A 23,490-nucleotide genomic window follows, 5' to 3' on the forward strand; every position below is an offset into this window, starting at 1 on the left:
GATGAGGTTTGTGAATGCCCCGCAGCACCTGGTTCAGCGCATTACTGTTGTTCGTCGCCCTTTGGGTTCCCGTAAGTCAGGCAGATACCGGTTGGCAGCCTTTAGCTGAAACCATCCGTAAAAGCGATAAAGACACCCGTCAGTATCAGGCCGTGCGCCTTGATAATGGCATGGTCGTGCTGCTGGTATCCGATCCTCAGGCCGTGAAATCCCTTTCTGCACTGGTCGTCCCCGTGGGCTCGCTGGAAGATCCGGACGATCATCAGGGGCTGGCGCATTATCTTGAACACATGTGCCTGATGGGCTCGAAAAAATACCCGCAGCCGGACAGCCTGGCTGAATTCCTGAAAATGCATGGCGGCAGCCACAATGCCAGCACAGCGCCTTATCGTACGGCCTTCTATCTTGAAGTCGAAAACGACGCGCTGGTGGGGGCAGTGGATCGTCTGGCGGACGCTATTGCCGATCCGTTACTGGATAAAAAATATGCCGACCGTGAGCGTAACGCGGTTAACTCCGAGCTGACGCTGGCGCGTACCCGAGACGGGATGCGTATGGCGCAGGTGAGCGCTGAGACCATCAACCCGGCGCACCCAGGCTCGCGTTTCTCCGGCGGAAATCTCGAGACATTAAGCGATAAACCGGGTAACCCGGTGGTGCAGGCATTACAAAATTTTCATGAAAAGTACTACTCCGCGAACCTGATGAAGGCAGTGATTTATAGTAATAAACCGCTGCCAGAGCTGGCGCGGATAGCGGCTGACACCTTTGGACGCGTACCGAACAGAAATATCGCAAAACCTGAAATTACCGTACCGGTAGTCACCGACGCGCAAAAGGGCGTCATCATCCACTATGTTCCGGCAATGCCGCGTAAAGTGCTGCGCGTCGAGTTTCGTATCGATAACAACAGCGCGCAGTTCCGCAGTAAAACCGATGAACTGGTGACCTACCTGATTGGCAATCGTAGCCCGGGCACGTTGTCTGACTGGCTGCAAAAGCAGGGCCTGGTTGAAGGTATTCGCGCAGACTCCGATCCGGTGGTCAACGGGAACAGCGGCGTGTTAGCCATTTCCGCGACGTTAACCGACAAGGGGCTGGCGAACCGCGATGAAGTTGTTGCGGCAATCTTTAGCTACCTCAATTTGTTACGCGAGAAAGGCGTCGATAAACGTTATTTTGACGAGCTGGCGCACGTGCTGGATCTGGATTTCCGTTATCCCTCCATCACCCGTGATATGGACTACGTGGAATGGTTGGCTGATACCATGATCCGTGTTCCCGTCGAACATACGCTGGATGCGGTGAATATTGCTGACCAGTACGATGCGAAAGCCGTTGAGCAACGCCTGGCAATGATGACGCCGCAGAATGCGCGTATCTGGTATATCAGCGCGAAAGAACCGCATAATAAAACCGCGTATTTTGTCGATGCGCCTTACCAGGTGGATAAGATCAGCGACAAAACCTTTGCCGACTGGCAGCAAAAAGCGCAGGGCATTGCGCTGTCTTTACCGGAGTTAAACCCCTACATTCCGGATGATTTCACGCTGATTAAAACGGATAAAAAATACGCTCACCCGGAACTGATTGTTGATGAGCCGGATTTACGTGTGGTGTATGCGCCGAGCCAGTATTTTGCCAGTGAGCCGAAGGCTGACGTTAGCGCGATCCTGCGTAACCCGAAAGCCATGGACAGCGCGCGCAACCAGGTTTTATTCGCACTTAACGATTACCTGGCGGGGATTGCGCTCGATCAGTTAAGCAACCAGGCGTCGGTAGGTGGAATTGGTTTCTCAACCAATGCTAACAATGGGTTGATGCTTAACGCCAACGGCTACACCCAACGTCTGCCGCAGCTTTTTCAGGCGCTGCTGAGCGGCTATTTCAGCTACACCTCAACGGATGAACAGCTGGAACAGGCAAAATCGTGGTATGCGCAGATGATGGATTCCGCAGAGAAGGGGAAAGCCTACGATCAGGCCATTATGCCGGTGCAGATGCTTTCTCAGGTACCGTATTTCTCACGTGATGAACGCCGTAAGCTGCTGCCTTCTATCACCCTGAAAGAGGTGATGACCTACCGCGACGCCTTAAAAACCGGTGCGCGGCCTGAATTCCTGGTAATTGGTAATATGAGCGCAGCTCAGGCGACAACCATGGCGCGGGATATCCAGCAACAGCTTGGCGCTAACGGGTCGCAGTGGTGTCGCAACAAAGATGTGGTGGTGGACAAGAAGCAGTCCGTTATCTTTGAAAAAGCAGGCAGCAGCACGGATTCTGCGCTGGCGGCCGTATTTGTGCCAACCGGATACGATGAATACGCCAGTTCAGCCTACAGCGCCATGTTAGGGCAGATTGTTCAGCCGTGGTTCTACAATCAACTGCGTACTGAAGAACAGTTAGGCTACGCCGTATTTGCATTCCCAATGAGCGTTGGCCGTCAGTGGGGAATGGGGTTCCTGCTGCAAAGCAGCGATAAGCAGCCGTCTTACCTCTGGGAGCGTTATAAAGCGTTCTTCCCGACGGCGGAAGCGAAGCTGCGGGCGATGAAACCTGAAGAGTTTGCGCAAATTCAGCAGGCGATTATTGCGCAAATGCTGCAGGCGCCGCAAACGCTGGGGGCTGAAGCCTCGCAGTTAAGCAAAGATTTTGATCGCGGTAATATGCGCTTCGATTCACGTGATAAAATAGTGGCTCAGATTAAACTGCTGACGCCGCAAAAACTTGCCGATTTCTTCCATCAGGCGGTGGTTGAGCCGCAAGGCATGGCGATACTGTCACAGGTTTCCGGCAGTCAGAACGGGAAAGCAGAATATGTGCACCCGGAAGGCTGGAAAGTGTGGCAGACCGTCAGCGCGTTGCAGCAAACCTTACCCCTGATGAGTGATAAGAATGAATGATGCCGCTGAGTCCCTTGATCCACTGCGCTTGCCCCTGACGGGCGAGCGCCTGATTGAAGCCTCTGCGGGCACCGGTAAAACCTTTACCATCGCCGCTCTGTATTTACGTTTACTGCTTGGACTGGGCGGCGCTGCCGCCTTTCCTCGTCCTCTGACCGTCGAAGAACTGCTGGTGGTCACCTTCACCGAGGCGGCCACCGAAGAGCTGCGAGGTCGAATTCGTAGCAACATTCATGAACTGCGAATTGCCTGCCTGCGTGAAACCACCGACAACCCGCTATACGCCCGTTTGTTAGATGAAATCGCCGATAAAAAACAGGCCGCTCAGTGGCTGCTACTGGCTGAAAGACAGATGGATGAAGCGGCAGTGTTTACCATCCACGGTTTTTGTCAGCGTATGCTCAGTCTCAACGCCTTTGAATCAGGCATGCTGTTCGAACAGCAACTGATAGAAGATGAATCGCTGCTGCGCTATCAGGCCTGTGCGGACTTCTGGCGTCGACACTGCTACCCGCTGCCCCGCGACATTGCGCAGGTGATTTTTGAAACGTGGAAAGGACCGCAGGCGCTGCTGAGGGATATCGATCGCTATCTGCAGGGGGAAGCACCAGTTATCAAGGCTCCGCCGTCCGATGACGAAACGCTGGCCTCCCGGCACGAACAAATTCTCGCGCGCATTAATCAAATCAAGCAGCAGTGGCGCGATTGCGTTGATGAGCTGGACGGCCTGTTGGAAGCCTCCGGGATCGATCGGCGTAAATTTAATCGCGGTAACCAGGGGAAGTGGATCGAAAAGATCAGCGCGTGGGCGCAGGAAGAAACTCAAAGTTACCAGCTTCCTGACGCGCTGGAGAAATTCTCACAGCGTTTTCTGGAAGAGCGCACTAAAGCGGGCGGGATAACTCCTCAGCACCCGCTGTTTGTCGCTATTGATGAACTGCTTAGCGAACCGTTAACCCTGCGGGATCTGGTGATCACCCGGGCGCTGGCGGAGATCCGCACGGCGGTTGCCGAAGAGAAACGACGCCGCGGTGAGCTGGGTTTTGACGATATGCTTAGCCGTCTGGATGCGGCGTTGCGCAGTGAAAGCGGCGATGCGCTGGCGACGGCGATTCGTACCCGTTTTCCGGTCGCGATGATCGATGAATTTCAGGATACCGATCCGCAGCAGTACCGTATTTTTCGCCGGATCTGGCAGCATCAGCCGGATACTGCACTGCTGCTGATTGGTGATCCGAAACAGGCGATTTACGCGTTTCGCGGCGCGGATATCTTCACCTATATGAAGGCGCGCAGCGAAGTCAGCGCACACTATACGCTCGATACCAACTGGCGTTCGGCCCCTGGCATGGTCAATAGCGTGAATACGCTTTTCAGCCAGATGGACGACGCCTTTATGTTCCGCGAAATCCCCTTCAGCCCGGTAAAATCTGCAGAAAAAAACCAGGCGCTTCAGTTTGTTTTACACGGTGAAACGCAGCCCGCTATGAGTATGTGGCTGATGGAAGGGGAAAGCTGTGGCGTGGGCGACTATCAGAACTACATGGCCCAGGTGTGCGCCACGCAAATTCGCGACTGGCTTAAGGCCGGACATTCTGGTGCTGCGCAACTGGTCAGTGGTAAAACATCCAGTCCGGTACGCGCGTCGGACATCAGCGTATTGGTTCGTAGCCGCCAGGAAGCGGCGCTGGTCCGTGATGCGCTGACCCAACTGGCCATTCCCTCCGTCTACCTCTCTAACCGTGACAGCGTATTTGAAACGCTGGAGGCGCAGGAGTTGCTGTGGGTGCTGCAGGCGGTGATGACGCCGGAGCGTGAGAATACGCTGCGTAGCGCGCTGGCGACCTCGATGATGGGGCTGAATGCGCAGGATCTTGAAGCGTTAAATAACGACGAAAATGCCTGGGATGCGGTGGTCGAAGAGTTCGATGGCTATCGTCAGATCTGGCATAAACGCGGCGTGATGCCGATGCTGCGCGCGCTGATGGCAGCCCGCCAGATTGCGGAAAACCTGCTGGCGACGGCGGGGGGCGAACGCCGCCTGACAGACATTCTACACATCAGCGAACTGTTGCAGGAAGCGGGGTCGCAACTGGAAAGTGAGCATGCGCTGGTGCGCTGGTTATCCCAGCATATTCTTGAACCCGACAGCAACGCGTCCAGCCAGCAGCTCAGGCTGGAAAGCGACAAGCATCTGGTCAAAATCGTCACCATCCATAAATCGAAAGGGCTGGAGTATCCGCTGGTTTGGCTGCCGTTTATCACCAATTTCCGTGTCCAGGATCAGGCTTTCTACCACGATCGCAGCTCTTTTGAAGCTGTGCTGGATCTCAGCGATGCCGAGGAGAGCGTTGAGCTGGCCGAAGCGGAACGCCTGGCGGAAGACCTGCGTTTGCTTTATGTCGCGTTAACCCGTTCGGTATGGCACTGCAGCCTTGGCGTTGCGCCGTTGGTGCGACGCCGGGGCGATAAAAAAGGGGATACCGATGTGCATCAGAGTGCTCTTGGCCGCCTGTTGCAAAAAGGCGAGCCGATGGATGCTGCGGGTCTGCGTGGTGCGATTGAAGCGCTTTGCAGCAACGATATTGCCTGCCAGACGCCTGCGCAGCCTGACGGTGAACCCTGGCAGGTTACGCAGGCTGTTAGCAGCGAACTGAGTGCGAAAATACTGCGGCGTACGCCAGGCGATAGCTGGCGAGTGACCAGTTATTCCGGTCTGCAACAGCAGGGACATGGTATCGCGCAGGATCTGATCCCGCGACTCGATATCGATGCCGCAGGCGTCGGTGAGATTATTGAAGAGTCAGGACTTACACCGCATCAGTTCCCGCGCGGCGCTTCGCCGGGTACGTTCTTGCATAGCCTGTTTGAAGATCTCGATTTTACGCAACCGGTGGATCCGCATTGGGTCGAAGAGCAACTAGCGTTGGGGGGTTATGACGCGCACTGGACGCCGGTTTTGACCGAATGGCTGGACGCCATTTTGCAAGCGCCTCTCAACGAGACGGGCGTGAGTTTGAGCCATCTTTCCGCGCGTGAAAAACAGGTGGAGATGGAGTTTTATCTGCCGATTTCGCAGCCGCTGATGGCCAACCAACTTGATGCGTTGATTCGTCAGTACGATCCGCTCTCGGCGGGGTGCCCTGCGCTGGAGTTTATGCAGGTGCGTGGCATGCTGAAAGGGTTTATTGACCTGGTATTCCGCCACCAGGGGCGTTATTACCTGCTCGATTACAAATCGAACTGGCTGGGCGAAGACAGCTCAGCCTATACGCAGCAGGCGATGGCCTCTGCCATGCAGGCGCATCGCTACGACCTGCAGTATCAACTTTATACCCTGGCGCTGCATCGCTACTTGCGCCATCGCATTGCTGATTACGATTATGAACGCCATTTTGGCGGCGTTATTTATCTCTTCCTGCGTGGCGTTGACAGTGAGAATCCGCAGCAGGGAATTTACGCGACCCGACCTGACGGGGAGTTGATCGCCTTGATGGATGAGTTGTTTGCTGGTGCGCTGCTGGAGGAGATGTCATGACAATCCAGAAACGATTACTGGAAGCCGTTGAGCAAAAGCAGCTCAGGCCTCTGGATGCTCAGTTTGCGCTGGCGGTTGCCGGAAATGATAACCCTGCCGTTGCGCTGGCGGCGGCGTTGCTCAGCCGCGAAGCAGGTGAAGGGCACGTCTGCTTACCGCTTTCACGGTTATCCCTGAGTGAGGACGCGCATCCTCTGTTAAGCGGCTGGCTCGCTGAAGCGGGAGAGCCTGAGAACTGGGCGGACTGCCTGCTGGCTTCCGGGGCGGTAAGCCGTGGCGATCAACCCACGCCGCTGGTGCTGTATGGCGATCGCCTGTACCTGAACCGGATGTGGCATAACGAACGCGCGGTGGCGCGCTTTTTCAGTGAGGTAAACCACGCCATTGAGGTGGACGAACAACGCCTGACCCATACGCTGGAGGCGCTGTTTCCGCCATCAGAGGGAGTTAACTGGCAAAAAGTGGCCGCTGCTGTAGCGCTGACCCGTCGTATATCGGTGATCTCCGGCGGGCCGGGAACCGGAAAAACGACAACGGTTGCGAGGCTGCTGGCGGCATTGATTCAGATGGCGGACGGTGAACGCTGTCGTATTCGACTGGCAGCGCCAACGGGAAAGGCGGCAGCGCGCCTGACCGCCTCGCTGGGTGCGGCACTGCGAGAGCTACCGCTAACCGATGAGCAAAAGAAACGCATTCCCGATGACGCCAGTACGCTGCATCGATTATTAGGCGCTCAGCCTGGCAGTCAGCGCCTGCGTCATCATGCGGGAAACCCGCTGCATCTGGATGTGCTGGTGGTGGATGAAGCTTCGATGATCGATTTGCCGATGATGTCGCGCCTTATCGATGCGCTGCCGCCGCACGGGCGGGTGATTTTTCTGGGCGATCGCGACCAGCTCGCTTCTGTCGAGGCGGGGGCGGTGCTGGGGGATATCTGTGCTTTCGTCGGTGACGGGTTTACCCCGGAACGCGCCCGCCAGCTCAGTCGCCTGACCGGAAGCGCTATTCCGGTAGGGCCGGGAACTCAGGCGGCAGCTCTGCGCGACAGTCTGTGCCTGCTGCAAAAGAGCTACCGTTTTGGCAGCGATTCCGGAATTGGTCAGTTGGCTGCTGCGATTAATCGCGGCGACAAAGCTGCGATAAAAACGGTTTTCCAGCAGGGATTTAGCGACATCGAAAAACGCACGTTACACAGCAGCGAGGATTATGCCGCAATGCTGGATGAGGCGTTGGCGGGCTATGGGCACTATCTGGATTTACTGCGCGAGGGTGCCGAGCCGGATGCTGTCATTCAGGTCTTCAATGAGTATCAACTGCTATGTGCCCTGCGGGAAGGGCCGTTTGGCGTGGGCGGTTTGAATGAACGCATCGAGCAGGTGATGGCGCAAAAACGTAAAATTCATCGTTCACCGCATAGCCGCTGGTATGAGGGAAGGCCAGTGATGATCGCGCGCAATGACAGTTCGCTGGGATTATTTAACGGCGATATCGGTATTGCCCTCGATCGTGGACAGGGCCTGAGGGTGTGGTTTACGCTGCCGGACGGTGCTATCAAATCGGTGCAACCCAGCCGCTTGCCTGAGCATGAAACCACCTGGGCGATGACGGTGCATAAATCGCAGGGATCCGAGTTTGACCACGCGGCGTTGATTTTACCCAGCCAGCATTCACCCGTGGTTACCCGCGAGCTGGTCTATACCGCCGTTACCCGCGCGCGTCGCCGTCTGTCGCTGTATGCCGATGAGCGGATACTGAGTGGCGCCATTGCCACCCGCACCGAACGTCGCAGCGGATTGTCAGCATTATTTAATGACGGCATGATGTAGATGTAGGCCGGATAAGGCAGTTATGCCGCATCCGGCAACGACTCTTACCCCAAATCCGCCATCAGCACTTTTGACCGCCGCTGATAGTTGTACATCTCTTTCTTGCTTTCCGGCAGCAGGTCGATATCCACCGGCGTGAAACCGCGCTCCTGGAACCAGTGGATGCTGCGCGTGGTCAGCACAAACAGCTTGCTTAGCCCCATTTGCCGGGCTTGCGCGGCGATCCGTTCCAGCAACACTTCCCCGCGCGACGAACTACGGTAGTCCGGATGCACCGCCACGCACGCCATCTCGCCAATTCTCTCTTCCGGGAAAGGATACAGAGCGGCGCAGGCGATGGTCAGGTTATCACGCTGAATAATCGTGAATTTGTCGATCTCCATTTCCAACTGCTCGCGTGAGCGGCGGACCAGAATACCCTGCTGCTCCAGCGGGCGGATCAGCTCAAGAATCCCGCCGATATCGTTAATGGTGGCGCGACGGATCTGCTCGGCGCTTTCCATTACGATCTGTGTACCGATCCCGTCGCGGGAGAACAGTTCCTGCAGCAAGGCGCCATCTTCCTGATAGCTGATCAGATGGCAGCGGCGTACGCCACTGCGGCAGGCTTTCACCGCCCCGCGCAGGAAGCGCACCGTGCCGGAGCTGTAATCGCCTTTCTCTTCCTGCAACTCAACGCGAGCCTGGGCTTCGTTAGGAAACAGCTCGGAAATAATATCGCCATCATCGTTGGTGACGCCCTGAGACGAGCAAAACCCGATCATTTTCTCCGCCTTCAGTTTGATAGCCAACTGTGTGGCGACCTCTTCTGACGTCAGGTTAAAGCTCTCACCGGTGACGGAAACGGCGACCGGCCCCAACAGCACAATCGCGCCGCTGTCTAACTGGCGGTGAATGGCATCTTCATCAATACGACGAATACGCCCGCTATGGCAGTAATCTACGCCGTCATCAACGCCCAGCGGCTGAGAGATAATAAAATTACCGCTGACCACGTTGATGTGTGCACCTTGCAGTGGCGTATTATTCAGGCTCATCGACAGGCGGGCGGTAATATCAAGCTGAAGTAATCCCGCAGCCTGTTTGACCAGCTCGAGCGTTTTAGCGTCGGTAACGCGCGTATTTTTGTGGTACACCGGTTCATGATGATGCGCCGCAAGGTTGGCATCAATCTGCGGTCGTGCGCCATAGACCACGACGAGGCGGATGCCGAGGCTATGAAGAAGACCAATGTCATTGACGATACTGGAAAAGTTTTCATGCTCGATGGCTTCGCCGCCCAGCATAATGACAAACGTTTTTCCCCGATGGGTATTGATATAGGGAACAGAATGGCGGAATCCCTGTACCAGTTCGGTTCTACGCTCCTTCACCACGGCACACCCTCATTGCATGATTATTCGTAATTTGTGTATTTTTATTCTGTTTTGGCGCTGTGCGCAAGCGTAATTTTTACCCATCCCGAAGATTTATCTCAGTAATGCCGTGAATATAAAAAGAATGTTTACCCTTTTATAGATGACAGATTATGCGTCATTCGCTAAAGTTTCCGGTCAATTCGGACGTTTTACGTATTACCTCAATAAAGATTTCTTTTGCTCGGGAGAAGCATGTCGGGATCCAATTCAGCAATCAGTCGCCGCCGTTTACTGAAAGGTGCGGGTGCTATGTGGCTTTTGAGCGTCAGCCAGGTCGGTCTGGCTGCCGTGAGTCAGGTCGTTGCCGTTCGTGTCTGGCCTGCGTCCAGCTATACCCGTGTCACGGTAGAATCTAACCGTCTGCTGAAATACAAACAGTTTGCCCTGAGTAATCCTGAGCGTGTGGTTGTGGATATTGAAGGCGTTAACTTGAACTCGGTGCTTAAGGGCATTGGTACGCAGATCCGTCCTGACGATCCGTATATTAAGTCGGCGCGTGTTGGGCAGTTTGACCCACAGACCGTGCGGATGGTGTTCGAGCTGAAACAGAACGTGAAGCCGCAACTTTTTGCGCTGGCTCCGGTGGCTGGCTTTAAAGAACGTCTGGTGATGGATCTCTATCCTGCGAATGCCCAGGATGTTCAGGATCCGTTGCTGGCGTTGCTGGAAGATTACAACAAGGGCGATCTGGATAAACAGGTGCCGCCTGCGCAAAGTGGCCCGCAGCCTGGTAAAGCGGGGCGCGATCGTCCGATTGTCATTATGCTGGACCCTGGCCACGGCGGAGAGGATTCCGGTGCGGTGGGGAAATACAAGACGCGTGAAAAAGATGTGGTACTGCAGATTGCCCGCCGCCTGCGAGCCCTCATAGAGAAAGAGGGCAACATGAAGGTCTTTATGACGCGAAATGAAGATATCTTCATTCCGCTTAAAGTCCGCGTGGCGAAAGCGCAGAAGCAGCGTGCAGACCTGTTTGTCTCTATTCACGCCGATGCATTTACCAGCAGACAGCCCAGCGGTTCGTCGGTGTTTGCGCTCTCAACCAAAGGCGCCACCAGTACCGCCGCGAAATATCTGGCGCAGACCCAGAACGCCTCGGATCTCATCGGTGGCGTCAGCAAAAGCGGTGACCGTTATGTCGACCACACCATGTTCGACATGGTGCAATCGCTGACCATCGCCGACAGCCTGAAGTTTGGTAAAGCGGTATTGAACAAGCTTGGAAAAATCAATAACCTACATAAAAATCAGGTTGAACAGGCCGGGTTTGCGGTGCTAAAAGCGCCGGATATCCCATCCATTCTGGTAGAAACGGCATTTATCAGTAACGTTGAGGAAGAGCGTAAACTCAAAACGGCGACCTTCCAGCAGGAAGTTGCAGAGTCGATTCTGGCGGGGATTAAAGCCTACTTTGCCGATGGGGCGACGCTGGCGAGAAGGGGATAACAAAAAAGCGCTGAAAAGCGCTTTTTTTATGGGCAACAGAAACAAAAAAACACCCGTTAAGGTGTTTAATGTGTTGGTTGCGGGGGCCGGATTTGAACCGACGACCTTCGGGTTATGAGCCCGACGAGCTACCAGGCTGCTCCACCCCGCGTCCGTCTTTACTCTTCATCGAGTAAACTTGCATCAGATTTTAATTGGTTGCGGGGGCCGGATTTGAACCGACGACCTTCGGGTTATGAGCCCGACGAGCTACCAGGCTGCTCCACCCCGCGTCCGTCATTACTCTTCCATCGAGTAACGTTACTGCTTCTGATTTTAATTGGTTGCGGGGGCCAGATTTGAACTGACGACCTTCGGGTTATGAGCCCGACGAGCTACCAGGCTGCTCCACCCCGCGTCCGTGGATGCGCACTATACTCTGCTCGCATTTTCATGCAACCCTTTTTTCACCTTGATCACGTTTTTAGGGTGAAAATGAACAAAAACAACGCATTCTGGATTATTTTTTGCTCAAAATTTGCGTCGGGGTATGTATACGCATTTCATTAGGTACGGGGGTTTGTTATCTTCGTCTCGCATTCAGGCAACATAAGACGAGAACAATGAAAGGACGTTGGGCAAAATATCTTCTGGCGGGAGCAGTAGTCGCGATGCTCGCCGCGTGTTCCTCAAAACCCACCGATCGTGGGCAGCAGTATAAAGACGGGAAATTTACCCAGCCTTTCTCACTGGTGAACCAGCCTGATGCGGTTGGCGCACCAATCAATGCCGGTGATTTCGCCGAGCAGGTTAATCAAATTCGCAGCGCTTCGCCGCGTTTGTACGGTAACCAGAGCAACGTCTACAACGCTATCCAGCAATGGCTACGCGCGGGCGGTGATACGCGCAGTATGCGCCAGTTTGGTATTGATGCCTGGCAAATGGAAGGGGCGGACAATTACGGTAACGTCCAGTTTACCGGTTACTACACGCCGGTGATTCAGGCGCGCCATACGCGTCAGGGCGAGTTTCAGTATCCTATCTATCGTATGCCGCCAAAACGTGGGCGCTTACCCTCTCGTGCCGAGATCTACGCTGGCGCGCTAAGCGATAATTACATTCTGGCGTACAGCAACTCCCTGATGGATAACTTCATTATGGATGTTCAGGGCAGTGGTTACATCGATTTTGGCGATGGCAGCCCACTCAACTTCTTTAGCTATTCCGGGAAAAACGGCCACGCCTATCGCAGTATCGGCAAAGTGCTTATCGACCGTGGCGAAGTGAAAAAAGAAGATATGTCGATGCAGGCCATTCGCCACTGGGGAGAAACGCACAGCGAGGCCGAAGTGCGTGAGCTGCTGGAGCAGAACCCATCGTTTGTCTTCTTTAAACCGCAATCTTTTGCTCCGGTAAAAGGGGCCAGCGCGGTACCGTTGATTGGCCGTGCATCCGTGGCTTCTGACCGTAGTATCATTCCTGCGGGCACAACGTTACTGGCGGAAGTTCCGTTACTGGACAACAACGGCAAGTTTACTGGTCAGTACGAACTGCGTCTGATGGTGGCGTTAGATGTGGGTGGGGCGATTAAAGGGCAACACTTCGATATCTACCAGGGCATTGGGGCTGACGCCGGACACCGTGCCGGGTGGTATAATCACTACGGTCGCGTATGGGTACTGAAAACAGCGCCGGGTGCGGGTAACGTTTTTAGCGGTTAATTGCCGGATGGCGCTTCGCTTATCCGGCCTACATTATTGAGTAGGCCTGATAAGGCGTAGCCGCCATCAGGCAGTGATGCAGTCATCAAGGGCGGTATTTGTCCGCTCTTTTTGTTTTCTATATTTGAGGTTCTATGTCTGTGGTAATCAGTGATGCCTGGCGCCAGCGTTTTGGCGGTACGGCGCGTCTGTATGGCGAAAATGCGTTGCAGCTGTTTGCCCAATCGCATGTTTGTGTGGTTGGAATTGGCGGAGTGGGGTCATGGGCGGCGGAAGCGCTGGCGCGTACCGGCATTGGTGCCATTACACTTATCGATATGGATGATGTGTGCGTCACCAATACTAACCGCCAGATCCATGCTCTGCGCGATAACGTCGGCCTGGCAAAAGCTGAAGTGATGGCAGAACGTATCCGCCAGATTAACCCGGAGTGCCGTGTTAGCGTGGTCGATGATTTTGTTACGCCAGAAAACGTTGCTGAGTATATGAGTGCGGGATTTTCGTATGTCATTGATGCGATTGATAGCGTGCGCCCAAAAGCGGCACTGATTGCTTATTGTCGGCGTAATAAAATTCCGCTGGTGACTACCGGCGGTGCTGGCGGGCAGATCGACCCGACGCAGATTCAGGTCGTTGATTTGGCAAAAACCATTCAGGATCCGCTGGCGGCTAAGCTACGTGAGCGGCTGAAAAGCGATTTTGGCGTAGTGAAAAACAGCAAAGGCAAACTGGGTGTGGACTGTGTGTTCTCGACCGAAGCGCTGGTTTACCCGCAGGCAGATGGCTCGGTATGTGCGATGAAAGCGACGGCGGAAGGGCCAAAACGTATGGATTGCGCGTCCGGATTTGGCGCAGCCACTATGGTGACCGCCACCTTTGGCTTTGTTGCCGTCTCACATGCGCTGAAGAAGATGATGGCGAAAGCGGCGCGCCAACTCTGATAGTGTCGGATAGCGCTGTGCTTATCCGACCTACGGTTCGTGCGGTGTTGTAGGCCGGATAAGACACATCAGCGCCGTCATTCGGCTTTCTGAGCAGCCTCAAGAATAGCTTCGTTAAGAGCATGCAGGCCCTGGCTACGCGAGGCGCTAAGCTGCGCGCGTAAACCCAGTTCGTCAAATAATGCCATGGGCGAGTGCGCCAGTAACTCGGCTGCGGTTTTACCTTCGACCGCCGTGAGTAATACCGCCAACAGCCCGCGTACTATGCGACCTTCGCTGTCGCCGAAGAAATGCAGAGTGCCATTCTCATGAAGGGTATGTCCCAACCAGACGCGGTTTTCGCAGCCCGCAATTTCTTTGGCCTGTGCTTTTAGCGTATCCGGAAGCGCCGGCAACTGCTTACCCAGCAGAATCAGCTGGCGATATTTATCCTCCCACTGAGTGAGCGGGATAAAGGTATTGCGTAACGTCTCTTCGGTTACGGTTGTGCCAAACGGGTGTCCGGCGAACAGAGGGCTTGTCATTAATCCACCAATATTTCCAGCGCGCGGTCCACGGCTGTGACCAGCGCATCCACATCACTTTGGGTATTATAAGGTGCAAATGAGGCGCGTAGCGTCCCGGATACGCCCAGTTCTGCCAGCAGCGGTTGCGCACAATGTTGCCCTGCGCGTAGCGCAATGCCATATTCGGCCAGCAGAGTGACCATGTCACTGTGATGAACACCAGCGAAATCAAAGGCTAGCAGACTGGAATCCTGGCAGCGGAAGGAACGAAAGCCGGGGCGTTTTGCCAGCGCATCTTCTGCCAGCGTCGCCAGACCCCGGCTCCAGTTTTCGGCCTGCGCAACGTCGACGTCCGCCAGCCATTCGAGCGCCGCGCTCAGCCCGATAACGCCAGCAACGTTAGGCGTACCGGCCTCCAGCTTCCATGGCGCTGCCTGGGGGGTGAAACCATCAAAACTGACTTCACTAATCATCTTGCCGCCGCCGAGCCAGGGAGACATCGCTTCCAGTAGTTCAGGTTTACCGTACAGCACGCCAATGCCGGTCGGGCCATACAGTTTGTGGCCCGAGAATGCATAGAAATCAATATCTAACTGCTGTACGTCAGCAGGGAAATGGACAATACCCTGGGCGCCATCAACCATCACCACCATGTCAGCCGCATGGGCGAGCGTGATGGCGCGGGCCAGATCCGGGCAACCGCCGGTGACGTTCGACATCTGCCCGAGCGCCAGAATGCGGCTGCGGGGAGTAATGAGTTGCGCGAGGTTTTCAACATCTGGCAATAAATGGGCATTGAGCGGCAGTCGGACTACCTTAGCTCCCGTTTGCTCCGCCACCATCAGCCAGGGCACGAGGTTGGCGTGATGTTCTGCCACGCTAACGATAATCTCATCGCCCGGTTGTAAGCGCGGTCGCGCATAGCTTTGGGCAACTATATTAATCGCCTCGGTCGTGCCGCGGGTCCAGACGATTGTTTTGTCATCCGGCGCATTAATCAGACTTGCGACTTTTCCCCGCGCGGCTTCATAGCGTGCGGTCAGGCGTTGTGCTTCGGCAAACTGGCTGCGATGGACGTTCCCGGCGCTCAGGCTATAAAACTGGTGGGTAGCTTCAATCACCGCCTGCGGCTTCAGCGCCGTAGCAGCGCTGTCGAGATAAACGCCAGCATCGTTGAGTGCGGGAAATTGGGCGCGAAACTGCGCGGGGTTAAAAGCGTTCATGGTATTCCTCAGTTCAGTAAACCGATCGTGGCGCAAAAATGGCGCTGATACAAGAGTTGTGCTAACCATCGGAATACTCTGGATATCCTGGCAAAGTCCGCGCAGTGTCTTATGCTAATTAGCGTTAGGCGAGCAATTTTGCCTGTTACGGAGTGTATTTTTAATAGCATAAATCGCTTTAAGGAGAAGAAGATGAAAAAGACTGCCGCAATTATCTCTGCTTGTATGCTGACTTTTGCCCTGAGCGCCTGTTCCGGTTCGAATTACGTGATGCACACCAACGATGGTCGATCAATCGTGTCTGATGGTAAGCCACAGACTGATAATGAAACGGGGATGATTTCGTATAAAGACGCTAACGGCAACAAACAGCAGATTAACCGTACCGATGTGAAAGAGATGGTAGAACTGGATAACTAACCGGTCGTCCATCGACAAAGAGTCGGACAAAAAAAAGCACCGCAAGTTGGCGGTGCTACATTAATCACTATGGACAGACAGGGTAAATGTACAGGAAGTGAAAAAGGGTAGCCTTGCTACCATGGTCTGAATCGCAGACCAATTGCAAACACAACAACACAACATCACAACCGTAAGCCAAAAGCCCACCAGAACACGCATTCCGATAAAACTTTTCGTTCCGGCTTCAGGAAGTGCCGCCACTATAGGTATTTGCTGGTAGAACCTCAACGGACAATTTATAATGGCTCAGATAAAAAAAACTAATAGGTTACAGCCTGTTAGATAATTGTTAAATTCATTTAACATCAAAGCCTAAAAGTCATGTCAAAACGATTACCACCCTTAAATGCGTTGCGTGTTTTTGATGCTGCAGCGCGTCATTTGAGCTTTACTCGCGCAGCAGAAGAGCTTTTTGTGACGCAGGCCGCAGTAAGTCATCAAATCAAGTCTCTTGAGGATTTCCTGGGGCTAAAGCTGTTTCGTCGACGCAATCGATCTTTGCTGTTAACGGAAGAAGGCCAAAGTTACTTCCTCGACATCAAAGAGATTTTTTCGCAATTAACCGACGCGACGCGTAAGCTTCAGGCTCGCAGCGCAAAAGGTGCGCTCACCGTTAGTTTATTGCCCAGTTTTGCGATCCAGTGGCTGGTGCCCAGACTCTCTAGCTTTAACTCAGCTTATCCGGGAATCGATGTCAGGATCCAGGCGGTGGACCGTCAGGAAGACAAACTGGCTGACGATGTTGATGTGGCGATTTTCTACGGACGCGGCAACTGGCCGGGTCTACGCGTTGAAAAATTGTACGCTGAATATTTATTGCCGGTCTGCTCGCCGCTATTATTGACCGGTGATAAACCGCTGAAGGCGCCTGATGACCTGGCTAAGCACACATTATTGCACGATGCGTCGCGTCGTGACTGGCAAGCCTATACGCGTCAGCTTGGCCTGAATCATATCAACGTACAGCAGGGACCTATCTTCAGCCATAGCGCCATGGTGCTACAGGCTGCTATCCATGGACAGGGGGTTGCGCTGGCGAATAACGTCATGGCGCAATCCGAAATTGAAGCCGGACGTCTGGTTTGTCCGTTTAACGATGTTCTGGTCAGCAAAAACGCATTTTATCTGGTTTGTCATGACAGTCAGGCAGAACTGGGTAAAATAGCCGCCTTCCGTCAGTGGATTCTGGCGAAAGCGGCCACGGAACAAGAAAAATTCCGCTTTCGTTATGAACAATAATTTACGTAGGGTATTCACATGACCAGCCGTTTTATGCTGATTTTTGCCGCCATAAGTGGCTTTATCTTTGTGGCGTTGGGAGCCTTTGGGGCACATGTTCTGAGTAAAACCCTCGGTGTCGTTGAGATGGGGTGGATCCAGACTGGCCTTGAGTATCAGGCGTTTCATACGTTGGCTATCTTTGGTCTGGCCGTCGCCATGCAGCGACGTATTAGCATTTGGTTTTACTGGAGTAGCGTGTTTCTGGCATTGGGAACGGTGCTGTTTAGCGGCAGCCTCTATTGCCTCGCGCTCTCTCATTTACGCCTGTGGGCGTTTGTTACCCCCGTTGGTGGTTTCAGCTTCCTTGTGGGCTGGGCGCTGATGTTAGTGGGCGCTATTAGATTGAAACGTAAGGGCGTTAGCCATGAATAAGGTAGTATTGTTGTGTCGCCCGGGTTTTGAAAAAGAGTGCGCCGCAGAAATTACGGATAAAGCAGGACGCCGGGAAATCTTCGGTTTTGCCCGCGTGAAAGACAATGCGGGTTACGTCATCTTCGAATGCTATCAGCAGGACGATGCCGAAAAGCTAGTGAAAGAGTTGCCGTTTAGCTCGCTGATTTTTGCCCGCCAGATGTTTGTGGTAGGCGAGCTGCTGCAATATTTACCGCCGGAAGACCGTATTACGCCAATTGTCGGCATGTTGCAGGGCGTGGTGGAAAAAGGCGGCGATCTGCGTGTCGAAGTTGCTGACACCAATGAAAGCAAAGAGCTGGTCAAATTTTGCCGTAAATTTACCGTACCGCTGCGCGCGGCGCTGCGTGAAGCTGGCGTGCTGGCAAAGTATGAAACGCCAAAACGTCCAGTGGTTCACGTTTTCTTTATCGCTCCTGGCTGTTGCTATACAGGCTATTCCTGGCCTGACAATAACTCCCCGTTCTACATGGGTATTCCACGTCTGAAGTTCCCGGCCGATGCGCCAAGCCGTTCAACGCTGAAGCTGGAAGAAGCGCTGCACGTGTTTATCCCAGCTGATGAATGGGATGAGCGTCTGGCTAACGGAATGTATGCGGTGGATTTAGGCGCATGCCCCGGCGGTTGGACCTATCAACTGGTTAAACGCAACATGTGGGTTTATTCCGTGGATAATGGTCCGATGGCGCAAAGCCTGATGGATACCGGACAGGTTACATGGCTGCGCGAAGACGGATTTAAGTATCGCCCGAATCGTAACAACATTTCGTGGATGGTTTGCGACATGGTGGAGAAGCCCGCGAAGGTTGCCGCCCTGATGGCGCAGTGGCTGGTCAACGGCTGGTGTCGTGAGACTATCTTCAACCTCAAGCTGCCGATGAAAAAACGCTACGAAGAAGTGTCGCAAAATCTGGCTTACATTCAGGCGCAGCTTGACGAGCATGGCGTAAATGCCCAGATTCAGGCGCGTCAGCTGTATCATGACCGTGAAGAAGTGACCGTGCATGTACGTCGCCTGTGGGCTGCCGTCGGCGGTCGTCGCGACGAGCGATAAGATAAAATTGAAGGCCGGATCAAGGCATAACCGCCTTATTCGGCCTGAATTGTTTCAATCAGCGGCGTATCCGAAACAATATGCGTCACATCATCCAGATGCCCAATCCGGGCCTCCCCCGAACGATTAAATTTGCTTTTATCAATCAGCAATAATGATTGCGCTGCACGCTTAAGCAAGATGGACTTGAAGTCGGCGTTGGTCGCATTTGAGTCCCAGAGCGCGCCGTCGCGGTCGATCCCTTCGCAGGAAAAAATAAACAGGTCGATGTCGAGTGGTTTGAGCTGCGAGATAAGCGAGGGGTTAACGTAGCATCCGTATTTACGCTCGAGGCGACCGCCGGAGCTGATAAGCTGAATGTGTTCACGTTTAGCCAATTCCTGGCAGATGGGCTGGCTGTTGGTAAAAACGTGAATGTTGATGTCCGGTAACTGTCGCGCCAGATACCAGCAGGTTGAGCTGGCGTCTAAGGCTATCACCATACCTTCTTCGATCCATGCCAGCGCTTCGCGGGCAATATGTGCTTTGTGGGCATAATGGCTTTTGAGCCGCATATGAAACGGGTCGCCGCTGTCCTGATCTTCCCGGTGAATCACTTTGGCCCGCCCGTGATTACGCAACACTTTTCCCTGGGCTTGTAACTCACTGAGATCGCGGCGGATGGTCTCTCTGCTGACGTTAAGCTGCAAAGAAAGGGCTTCGGTTGTCAGACTTTTGTGGTGAGTAAGTAGATCTACAATTGCCTGCTGGCGCGCCGCTTTCATGTTCTGATCCTTATCTTTTGATGAATGCCCGTAGCTGACGGGCATTCAGACCAGAGATTACGGCGTTACCCCTTTTTTTAATAGAATATTCCCGTACTTTGCCCGCTCTCCTGTGATAACGATCGCAAACGCCTGTTGCGCGCGGTCATAGAAGGCATAGCGGTCAATACGTGTGATATCCGGGCAGGGGGTTTGTAGTGAAAGCGCCTGACGATAACGTGACTCGACATCAGGATCGAGGGTGTCGCCTTCAACAGCGGCCATCATCACCAGTGGTGGGGCGTAGCTGTCCAGTTCAAACAGTGGAATAATCGCCTGCAGCAGATCGCTGACCAGTAGACCATCTGCGCGAATGACCTGCGGTCCCATGCTGTGGGCCGGGAAGTGGGCATCGGAAAAGATAATCTCATCACCGTGTCCCATTTCAGCCAGCACCTTCAGTAGATCTGGGGAAATTAAGGGAGATATCGTTTTGAGCATGTTACACGACTCCTGTCAGTTCGGATTCGGTTTGCGGATAGAAGTAACGGTACTGGTAGCACACCTGCGCGCGTGCCTGTTCGGGAGAGGTAAATTCCCCGATGCCTGACCAGGCAAACATCGCGGCCCCGGCCACGGTGGTTTCGGCATCATCCAGCACTTTGACAGGGATCCCGAGTACATTCGCTTTGATCTGATTCCACAATGCGTTGCGGCTTCCTCCGCCAACCAATAGCAGTTCCGTGGCCTGAAAATGACCGATTGTTTCCAGCGTGTGCAGATTTCGCTGCAACTGTTCTGTGAGCGCTTCCAGCGCGGCGCGATAAAAGTGCCCGCGGGTGGTATTGAGCGTAACCCCTCGCCAGCCCGCATCCTGACAGGCCAACAAGTCGCAGTGCATCTTCACCCCTTCGGCACCTGCGGGAATAGCCAAAGCTTCATCAATCAGCGTCTGCCAGGGGGTGTCGGCAGTCCACAGCAGCTTACGTACCCACTCGAGTACACCGGAAGCCAGCCACTGCATGCCGGGGTTTTTCAGTCCTGCCTGGCTATCCAGTTCACAGGTGGAACCCGCATAATGGCTGAGCTGGGAGGTATCTACCTGTGAACTGCGCACCATCAGAATCTCCCATGTGCCGGAAGAGAGCACTGGTTCATCGGGCTGCGCCCCTGCGCCGAATAGCGCAAACTGCGTGTCGTGTCCGGCAGAAATGACCGGAATACCCGACGCAAGCCCGAGCTGGCTGGCGGCCTCTGGCTGCAGAATCCCAATCTGTTCGCCAGCCTCTACCAGGCGTGGGAACAGACGACGCGGTATGCCTGTTGCTTGCAAAATGTCATGACTAAAATCGCGCTGGCGGATATCCAGCATCTGGCTGGTGCCCGCCATGGTGATATCGGTGGTGAACTCGCCGGTTAATCGGTGGTTGATAAGCGATGAGATAAATAGCCAGGCATGCGCCTGTTCCAGTAATTGCGGATGGTTTTCTTTGAGCCACACCAGTTTATACAGCGTATTAAAGCTAAACGCGCCGACGCCGGAGATTTCCTGCAACTGCTGCGGTGACATATAGCGGTGGATAGTTTCCATTACCGCTGCGGTGCGTGGGCATTTCCAACTTATTACCGGATACAGTTGCTTGCCGGTTTTATCAACCAACGCGCCGTCTACGCCGAAGGTGGTGACGGCGATCCCGCGGATATGGCAGGCGGCCAGCTGCGTTTTGAGTCTCTGACAGCATTCGGCGAAGCGTTGCAGAATGGCCTCCAGCGACCATTGATGCCAGCTACTATTTTCTGTTGCGGTGTCGCTGGCATTCGGGGTCGCTGCGCGGGCGACAATCTTTCCCTGTCGGTCAACGGCGATTGCCCGCACGTTGGTCGCGCCGCAGTCAAGGACCAGGATAACCTCTTGTTTCATAATTGCTCCCGAGACGTTGCCGGATGGCGGCGTAAACGCCTTATCCGGCCTACACGTTGTGCTCCTGTAGGCCCGGTAAGCTTGCGCCACCGGGCGGAGTCGCATTAACGCTTATACAGCGGGCCGTAGTTCAGGCAGGCGCGATAATCCTGGCCTTCCATATCCATTCCGTGGGCTGCCCAGGCTGAAGGACGGTAAATTTTCTCGTCTTCCACGTTGTGCATGCAAACCGGGATACGCAGCATGGCGGCGAGCGTAATAAAGTCCGCGCCCACGTGACCAATCGTCAACACACCGTGGTTTGCGCCCCAGTTTGCCATCACTGAATAGACATCGCTGAACGGGCCTTTACCGGTTAAGCGCGGGGCAAACCAGGTGGTCGGCCAGGTAGAGTTGGTACGCGCATCGAGCTGGTCATGCATATCTTTCGGTAATTCCACGCTCCAGCCTTCCGCGATTTGCAGCACCGGCCCCAGGCCTTTGATGATGTTGATGCGAGTCATGGTGAACGGCACGCCACCCTCGGTCAGGAAGCGAGAGGAGTAGCCGCCGCCGCGGAAGTATTCGTGAATAGCCGGACACCATTCGGTTGCCGCCAGGCAATCATCGACCTCTTTCTGCGCGATCTCCCAGTGCGGCTTCATAGTCGGTTTCCCTGCGCCGTCGCGCTGTTTGCAGGAGCCGTCCAGTGCTGCCGAGCCGGAGTTAATCAGGTGAATAATGCCGTGCTCAGCAAGGCCGGTCAGTGGTTTCCCCGTGACGCGTTCAACCGCCTCTGGCGACCAGTAGGTGCGCACATCGGCAAAGACCTGCGCCGTGCCGGTGAGTTGATGACCAAACAGCATCGCCACGCCGTTCAGGCTGTCGTTTTCGGTGGCGACAACAAACGGTTCGCGTATGCCATTCCAGTCAAAGGAGCTGTTGAGCAGGGCTTCGGCGGTATCACCATTCGGGTATTGATCGGTCCAGTGACGCTGGCCCTGGAAGCCTGCGGCAATCGCGTTGTACCCCAGCGACTCTTCAACCCGACCTTTGTCGGCCAGCTTCTGGTTACCCTGCATCATGTCGCGAATGCACATGGCCATCAGCAGACTTTCTTTCAGCACAGCCCGGCTTTGCTCTGCGTTACGCTTATATTGTTGCGCATTCTGATCCTCGCCGTAGCGGAAGTTTTTGTCCGCCCAGGCCAGCGCCATTTCCAGCTCAGCTTCATCATAGATTTTTTGGTCGATGCGACGACGCAGTTCAGTCATATCAACGGGTTGAACCTTCATTCCCAGCCAGGATTCAAAGAAGTTATGATCGACAATTGAGCCGGCAATGCCCATTGAAACGCCGCCTACGGACAGATAGCTTTTGCCCTTCATACTGGCAACTGCTAAGCCCGCGCGGGCAAAACGCAGCAATTTTTCTTCCACATCGGCAGGGATCGTGGTGTCGCCGGCATCCTGTACGTCATGGCCATAAATAGAGAAGGCGGGAAGTCCTTTTTGATTATGCGCAGCCAGTGCAGCGGCCAGATAAACGGCCCCCGGACGCTCGGTACCATTGAAGCCCCAGATAGCTTTCGGGCGCATCGGATCCATATCGATTGTTTCGCTACCGTAGCACCAGCATGGGGTAACAGTGATTGTCACGCCCACATTCAGGCTGCTGAATTTTTCTTCGCAGGCGGCAGATTCAGCCATCCCGGCAATGCAGGTATCGGCGATCACACATTCAATTTGCGCGCCGCAGGCGTGACGAAGTTTCTCAGCGATCAGCGCAGCGGTGGCTTTAGCCATATTCATGGTTTGCTCTTCGAGCGATTCGCGAACACCCATACGGCGCCCATCAATCACCGGACGAATGCCAATTTTCGGCAAGCTATTTTTTTTCATTCGAGGTTCCTCATCTCACTTTATGCCGTGCTGCAAAAGCGGATTTTGAACACCACCTTCGCAGTTGGCCGAATAACCCATTTTTGCTAACTCGAGTTAGCTTAGGTATCAGAGAGTTTTTTGCACAACTTTTTTGTTGTGGAACTGTGAGAGGCTTCACGAGAAGTGGTTAAAATTCGATCTGCGTCAAATAAACCAGGACGGATATTTTTAGATAAGTTCTTTTAAATTAATTAT

General features: G+C 54.3%; 17 protein-coding genes and 3 tRNA genes. 10 read left to right on the forward strand and 10 right to left on the reverse strand.

The genetic code is table 11. The features are described 5' to 3' along the window. Positions 1-14: 14 nt before the first annotated feature. The 3 genes from ptrA to recD are packed head-to-tail and all read left to right on the forward strand — an operon-like array spanning position 15 to position 8,267. Positions 15-2,903, forward strand: coding sequence for a pitrilysin (ptrA, locus tag WHR59_RS04480; protein WP_047408993.1), 2,889 nt, complete (start codon positions 15-17; stop codon positions 2,901-2,903). Further along, entirely contained in the window at positions 2,896-6,441 is a 3,546-nt protein-coding gene (recB, locus tag WHR59_RS04485) for an exodeoxyribonuclease V subunit beta (RefSeq protein WP_338843634.1), read from the forward strand. The genes ptrA and recB overlap by 8 nt, the downstream gene beginning before the upstream one ends. Further along, positions 6,438-8,267, forward strand: coding sequence for an exodeoxyribonuclease V subunit alpha (recD, locus tag WHR59_RS04490; RefSeq protein WP_172862372.1), 1,830 nt, complete (start codon positions 6,438-6,440; stop codon positions 8,265-8,267). Before recB ends, recD begins: the two co-directional genes overlap by 4 nt. A 44-nt stretch (positions 8,268-8,311) precedes the next feature. Here recD and argA read toward each other — a convergent pair whose 3' ends face one another. Beyond that, complete coding sequence (argA, locus tag WHR59_RS04495) at positions 8,312-9,643, reverse strand: amino-acid N-acetyltransferase (RefSeq protein WP_043017426.1); 1,332 nt, start codon at positions 9,641-9,643, stop codon at positions 8,312-8,314. A 234-nt stretch (positions 9,644-9,877) separates the two neighbouring features. Between argA and amiC the strand changes: the two genes are divergently transcribed. Beyond that, positions 9,878-11,131 (forward strand): N-acetylmuramoyl-L-alanine amidase AmiC, encoded by a 1,254-nt coding sequence (amiC, locus tag WHR59_RS04500; RefSeq protein WP_043017425.1) that lies wholly within the window; start codon positions 9,878-9,880, stop codon positions 11,129-11,131. 74 nt (positions 11,132-11,205) lie between these two features. Here amiC and WHR59_RS04505 read toward each other — a convergent pair. The 3 genes from WHR59_RS04505 to WHR59_RS04515 all read right to left on the reverse strand — a co-directional run bounded on the left by WHR59_RS04505 (position 11,206) and on the right by WHR59_RS04515 (position 11,528). Next, a tRNA-Met gene (locus tag WHR59_RS04505) sits at positions 11,206-11,282 on the reverse strand. Between the two features lie 44 nt (positions 11,283-11,326). Next, positions 11,327-11,403: transfer RNA gene (locus WHR59_RS04510), tRNA-Met, on the reverse strand. A 48-nt stretch (positions 11,404-11,451) separates the two neighbouring features. Then, a tRNA-Met gene (locus WHR59_RS04515) sits at positions 11,452-11,528 on the reverse strand. 205 nt (positions 11,529-11,733) lie between these two features. Between WHR59_RS04515 and mltA the strand changes: the two genes are divergently transcribed. Together mltA and tcdA are read left to right on the forward strand one after the other, a co-directional pair. Beyond that, positions 11,734-12,831, forward strand: a complete 1,098-nt coding sequence (gene mltA, locus WHR59_RS04520; protein WP_003034021.1) for a murein transglycosylase A — start codon at positions 11,734-11,736, stop codon at positions 12,829-12,831. A 134-nt stretch (positions 12,832-12,965) separates the two neighbouring features. Further along, entirely contained in the window at positions 12,966-13,772 is an 807-nt protein-coding gene (gene tcdA, locus WHR59_RS04525) for a tRNA cyclic N6-threonylcarbamoyladenosine(37) synthase TcdA (protein ID WP_047409008.1), read from the forward strand. A 77-nt stretch (positions 13,773-13,849) separates the two neighbouring features. Here tcdA and csdE read toward each other — a convergent pair whose 3' ends face one another. Continuing rightward, on the reverse strand, positions 13,850-14,296 hold the full coding sequence (csdE, locus tag WHR59_RS04530; protein ID WP_043017423.1) for a cysteine desulfurase sulfur acceptor subunit CsdE: 447 nt from the start codon (positions 14,294-14,296) through the stop codon (positions 13,850-13,852). Next, positions 14,296-15,501 (reverse strand): cysteine desulfurase CsdA, encoded by a 1,206-nt coding sequence (csdA, locus tag WHR59_RS04535; protein WP_286518641.1) that lies wholly within the window; start codon positions 15,499-15,501, stop codon positions 14,296-14,298. The genes csdE and csdA overlap by 1 nt, the downstream gene beginning before the upstream one ends. A 192-nt stretch (positions 15,502-15,693) precedes the next feature. Here csdA and WHR59_RS04540 point away from each other — a divergent pair, with 192 nt between their 5' ends. The 4 genes from WHR59_RS04540 to rlmM all read left to right on the forward strand — a co-directional run bounded on the left by WHR59_RS04540 (position 15,694) and on the right by rlmM (position 18,709). After that, positions 15,694-15,921: a YgdI/YgdR family lipoprotein gene (locus tag WHR59_RS04540; protein WP_016154261.1), complete on the forward strand. Its 228-nt coding sequence runs from the start codon at positions 15,694-15,696 to the stop codon at positions 15,919-15,921. 363 nt (positions 15,922-16,284) lie between these two features. After that, complete coding sequence (gene gcvA / locus WHR59_RS04545; protein WP_043017421.1) at positions 16,285-17,202, forward strand: glycine cleavage system transcriptional regulator GcvA; 918 nt, start codon at positions 16,285-16,287, stop codon at positions 17,200-17,202. 18 nt (positions 17,203-17,220) lie between these two features. After that, on the forward strand, positions 17,221-17,616 hold the full coding sequence (locus tag WHR59_RS04550; RefSeq protein WP_005130969.1) for a DUF423 domain-containing protein: 396 nt from the start codon (positions 17,221-17,223) through the stop codon (positions 17,614-17,616). Continuing rightward, positions 17,609-18,709 (forward strand): 23S rRNA (cytidine(2498)-2'-O)-methyltransferase RlmM, encoded by a 1,101-nt coding sequence (gene rlmM / locus WHR59_RS04555; RefSeq protein WP_003034040.1) that lies wholly within the window; start codon positions 17,609-17,611, stop codon positions 18,707-18,709. Before WHR59_RS04550 ends, rlmM begins: the two co-directional genes overlap by 8 nt. Before the next feature lie 35 nt (positions 18,710-18,744). Here rlmM and fucR read toward each other — a convergent pair whose 3' ends face one another. The 4 genes from fucR to fucI form a co-directional block, all read right to left on the reverse strand. Continuing rightward, a complete protein-coding gene (gene fucR, locus WHR59_RS04560; protein WP_087051235.1) occupies positions 18,745-19,473 on the reverse strand; it encodes an L-fucose operon activator in 729 nt (242 codons plus the stop codon). Positions 19,474-19,530: 57 nt separating this feature from the next. Then, the gene (gene fucU / locus WHR59_RS04565; RefSeq protein ID WP_043017418.1) at positions 19,531-19,953 is read right to left on the reverse strand and encodes an L-fucose mutarotase; all 423 of its coding nucleotides are present in this window, start codon (positions 19,951-19,953) and stop codon (positions 19,531-19,533) included. A 1-nt stretch (position 19,954) separates the two neighbouring features. After that, positions 19,955-21,373, reverse strand: a complete 1,419-nt coding sequence (fucK, locus tag WHR59_RS04570) for an L-fuculokinase (protein WP_338843636.1) — start codon at positions 21,371-21,373, stop codon at positions 19,955-19,957. Between the two features lie 104 nt (positions 21,374-21,477). Next, positions 21,478-23,253, reverse strand: a complete 1,776-nt coding sequence (fucI, locus tag WHR59_RS04575) for an L-fucose isomerase (protein ID WP_043017416.1) — start codon at positions 23,251-23,253, stop codon at positions 21,478-21,480. Positions 23,254-23,490: the final 237 nt, after the last annotated feature.

Source organism: Citrobacter europaeus, from assembly GCF_037482245.1.
In the GTDB taxonomy this organism is placed as follows: domain Bacteria; phylum Pseudomonadota; class Gammaproteobacteria; order Enterobacterales; family Enterobacteriaceae; genus Citrobacter; species Citrobacter europaeus.

What these genes read in the sequence shown, in the direction of transcription:
- ptrA (WP_047408993.1), top strand. Translation starts at nt 15, where the DNA reads ATGCCCCGCAGCACCTGGTTCAGCGCATTACTGTTGTTCGTCGCCCTT.
- recB (WP_338843634.1), top strand. Translation starts at nt 2,896, where the DNA reads ATGAATGATGCCGCTGAGTCCCTTGATCCACTGCGCTTGCCCCTGACG.
- recD (WP_172862372.1), top strand. Translation starts at nt 6,438, where the DNA reads ATGACAATCCAGAAACGATTACTGGAAGCCGTTGAGCAAAAGCAGCTC.
- amiC (WP_043017425.1), top strand. Translation starts at nt 9,878, where the DNA reads ATGTCGGGATCCAATTCAGCAATCAGTCGCCGCCGTTTACTGAAAGGT.
- mltA (WP_003034021.1), top strand. Translation starts at nt 11,734, where the DNA reads ATGAAAGGACGTTGGGCAAAATATCTTCTGGCGGGAGCAGTAGTCGCG.
- tcdA (WP_047409008.1), top strand. Translation starts at nt 12,966, where the DNA reads ATGTCTGTGGTAATCAGTGATGCCTGGCGCCAGCGTTTTGGCGGTACG.
- csdE (WP_043017423.1), bottom strand. Translation starts at nt 14,296, where the DNA reads ATGACAAGCCCTCTGTTCGCCGGACACCCGTTTGGCACAACCGTAACC.
- csdA (WP_286518641.1), bottom strand. Translation starts at nt 15,501, where the DNA reads ATGAACGCTTTTAACCCCGCGCAGTTTCGCGCCCAATTTCCCGCACTC.
- WHR59_RS04540 (WP_016154261.1), top strand. Translation starts at nt 15,694, where the DNA reads ATGAAAAAGACTGCCGCAATTATCTCTGCTTGTATGCTGACTTTTGCC.
- gcvA (WP_043017421.1), top strand. Translation starts at nt 16,285, where the DNA reads ATGTCAAAACGATTACCACCCTTAAATGCGTTGCGTGTTTTTGATGCT.
- WHR59_RS04550 (WP_005130969.1), top strand. Translation starts at nt 17,221, where the DNA reads ATGACCAGCCGTTTTATGCTGATTTTTGCCGCCATAAGTGGCTTTATC.
- rlmM (WP_003034040.1), top strand. Translation starts at nt 17,609, where the DNA reads ATGAATAAGGTAGTATTGTTGTGTCGCCCGGGTTTTGAAAAAGAGTGC.
- fucR (WP_087051235.1), bottom strand. Translation starts at nt 19,473, where the DNA reads ATGAAAGCGGCGCGCCAGCAGGCAATTGTAGATCTACTTACTCACCAC.
- fucU (WP_043017418.1), bottom strand. Translation starts at nt 19,953, where the DNA reads ATGCTCAAAACGATATCTCCCTTAATTTCCCCAGATCTACTGAAGGTG.
- fucK (WP_338843636.1), bottom strand. Translation starts at nt 21,373, where the DNA reads ATGAAACAAGAGGTTATCCTGGTCCTTGACTGCGGCGCGACCAACGTG.
- fucI (WP_043017416.1), bottom strand. Translation starts at nt 23,253, where the DNA reads ATGAAAAAAAATAGCTTGCCGAAAATTGGCATTCGTCCGGTGATTGAT.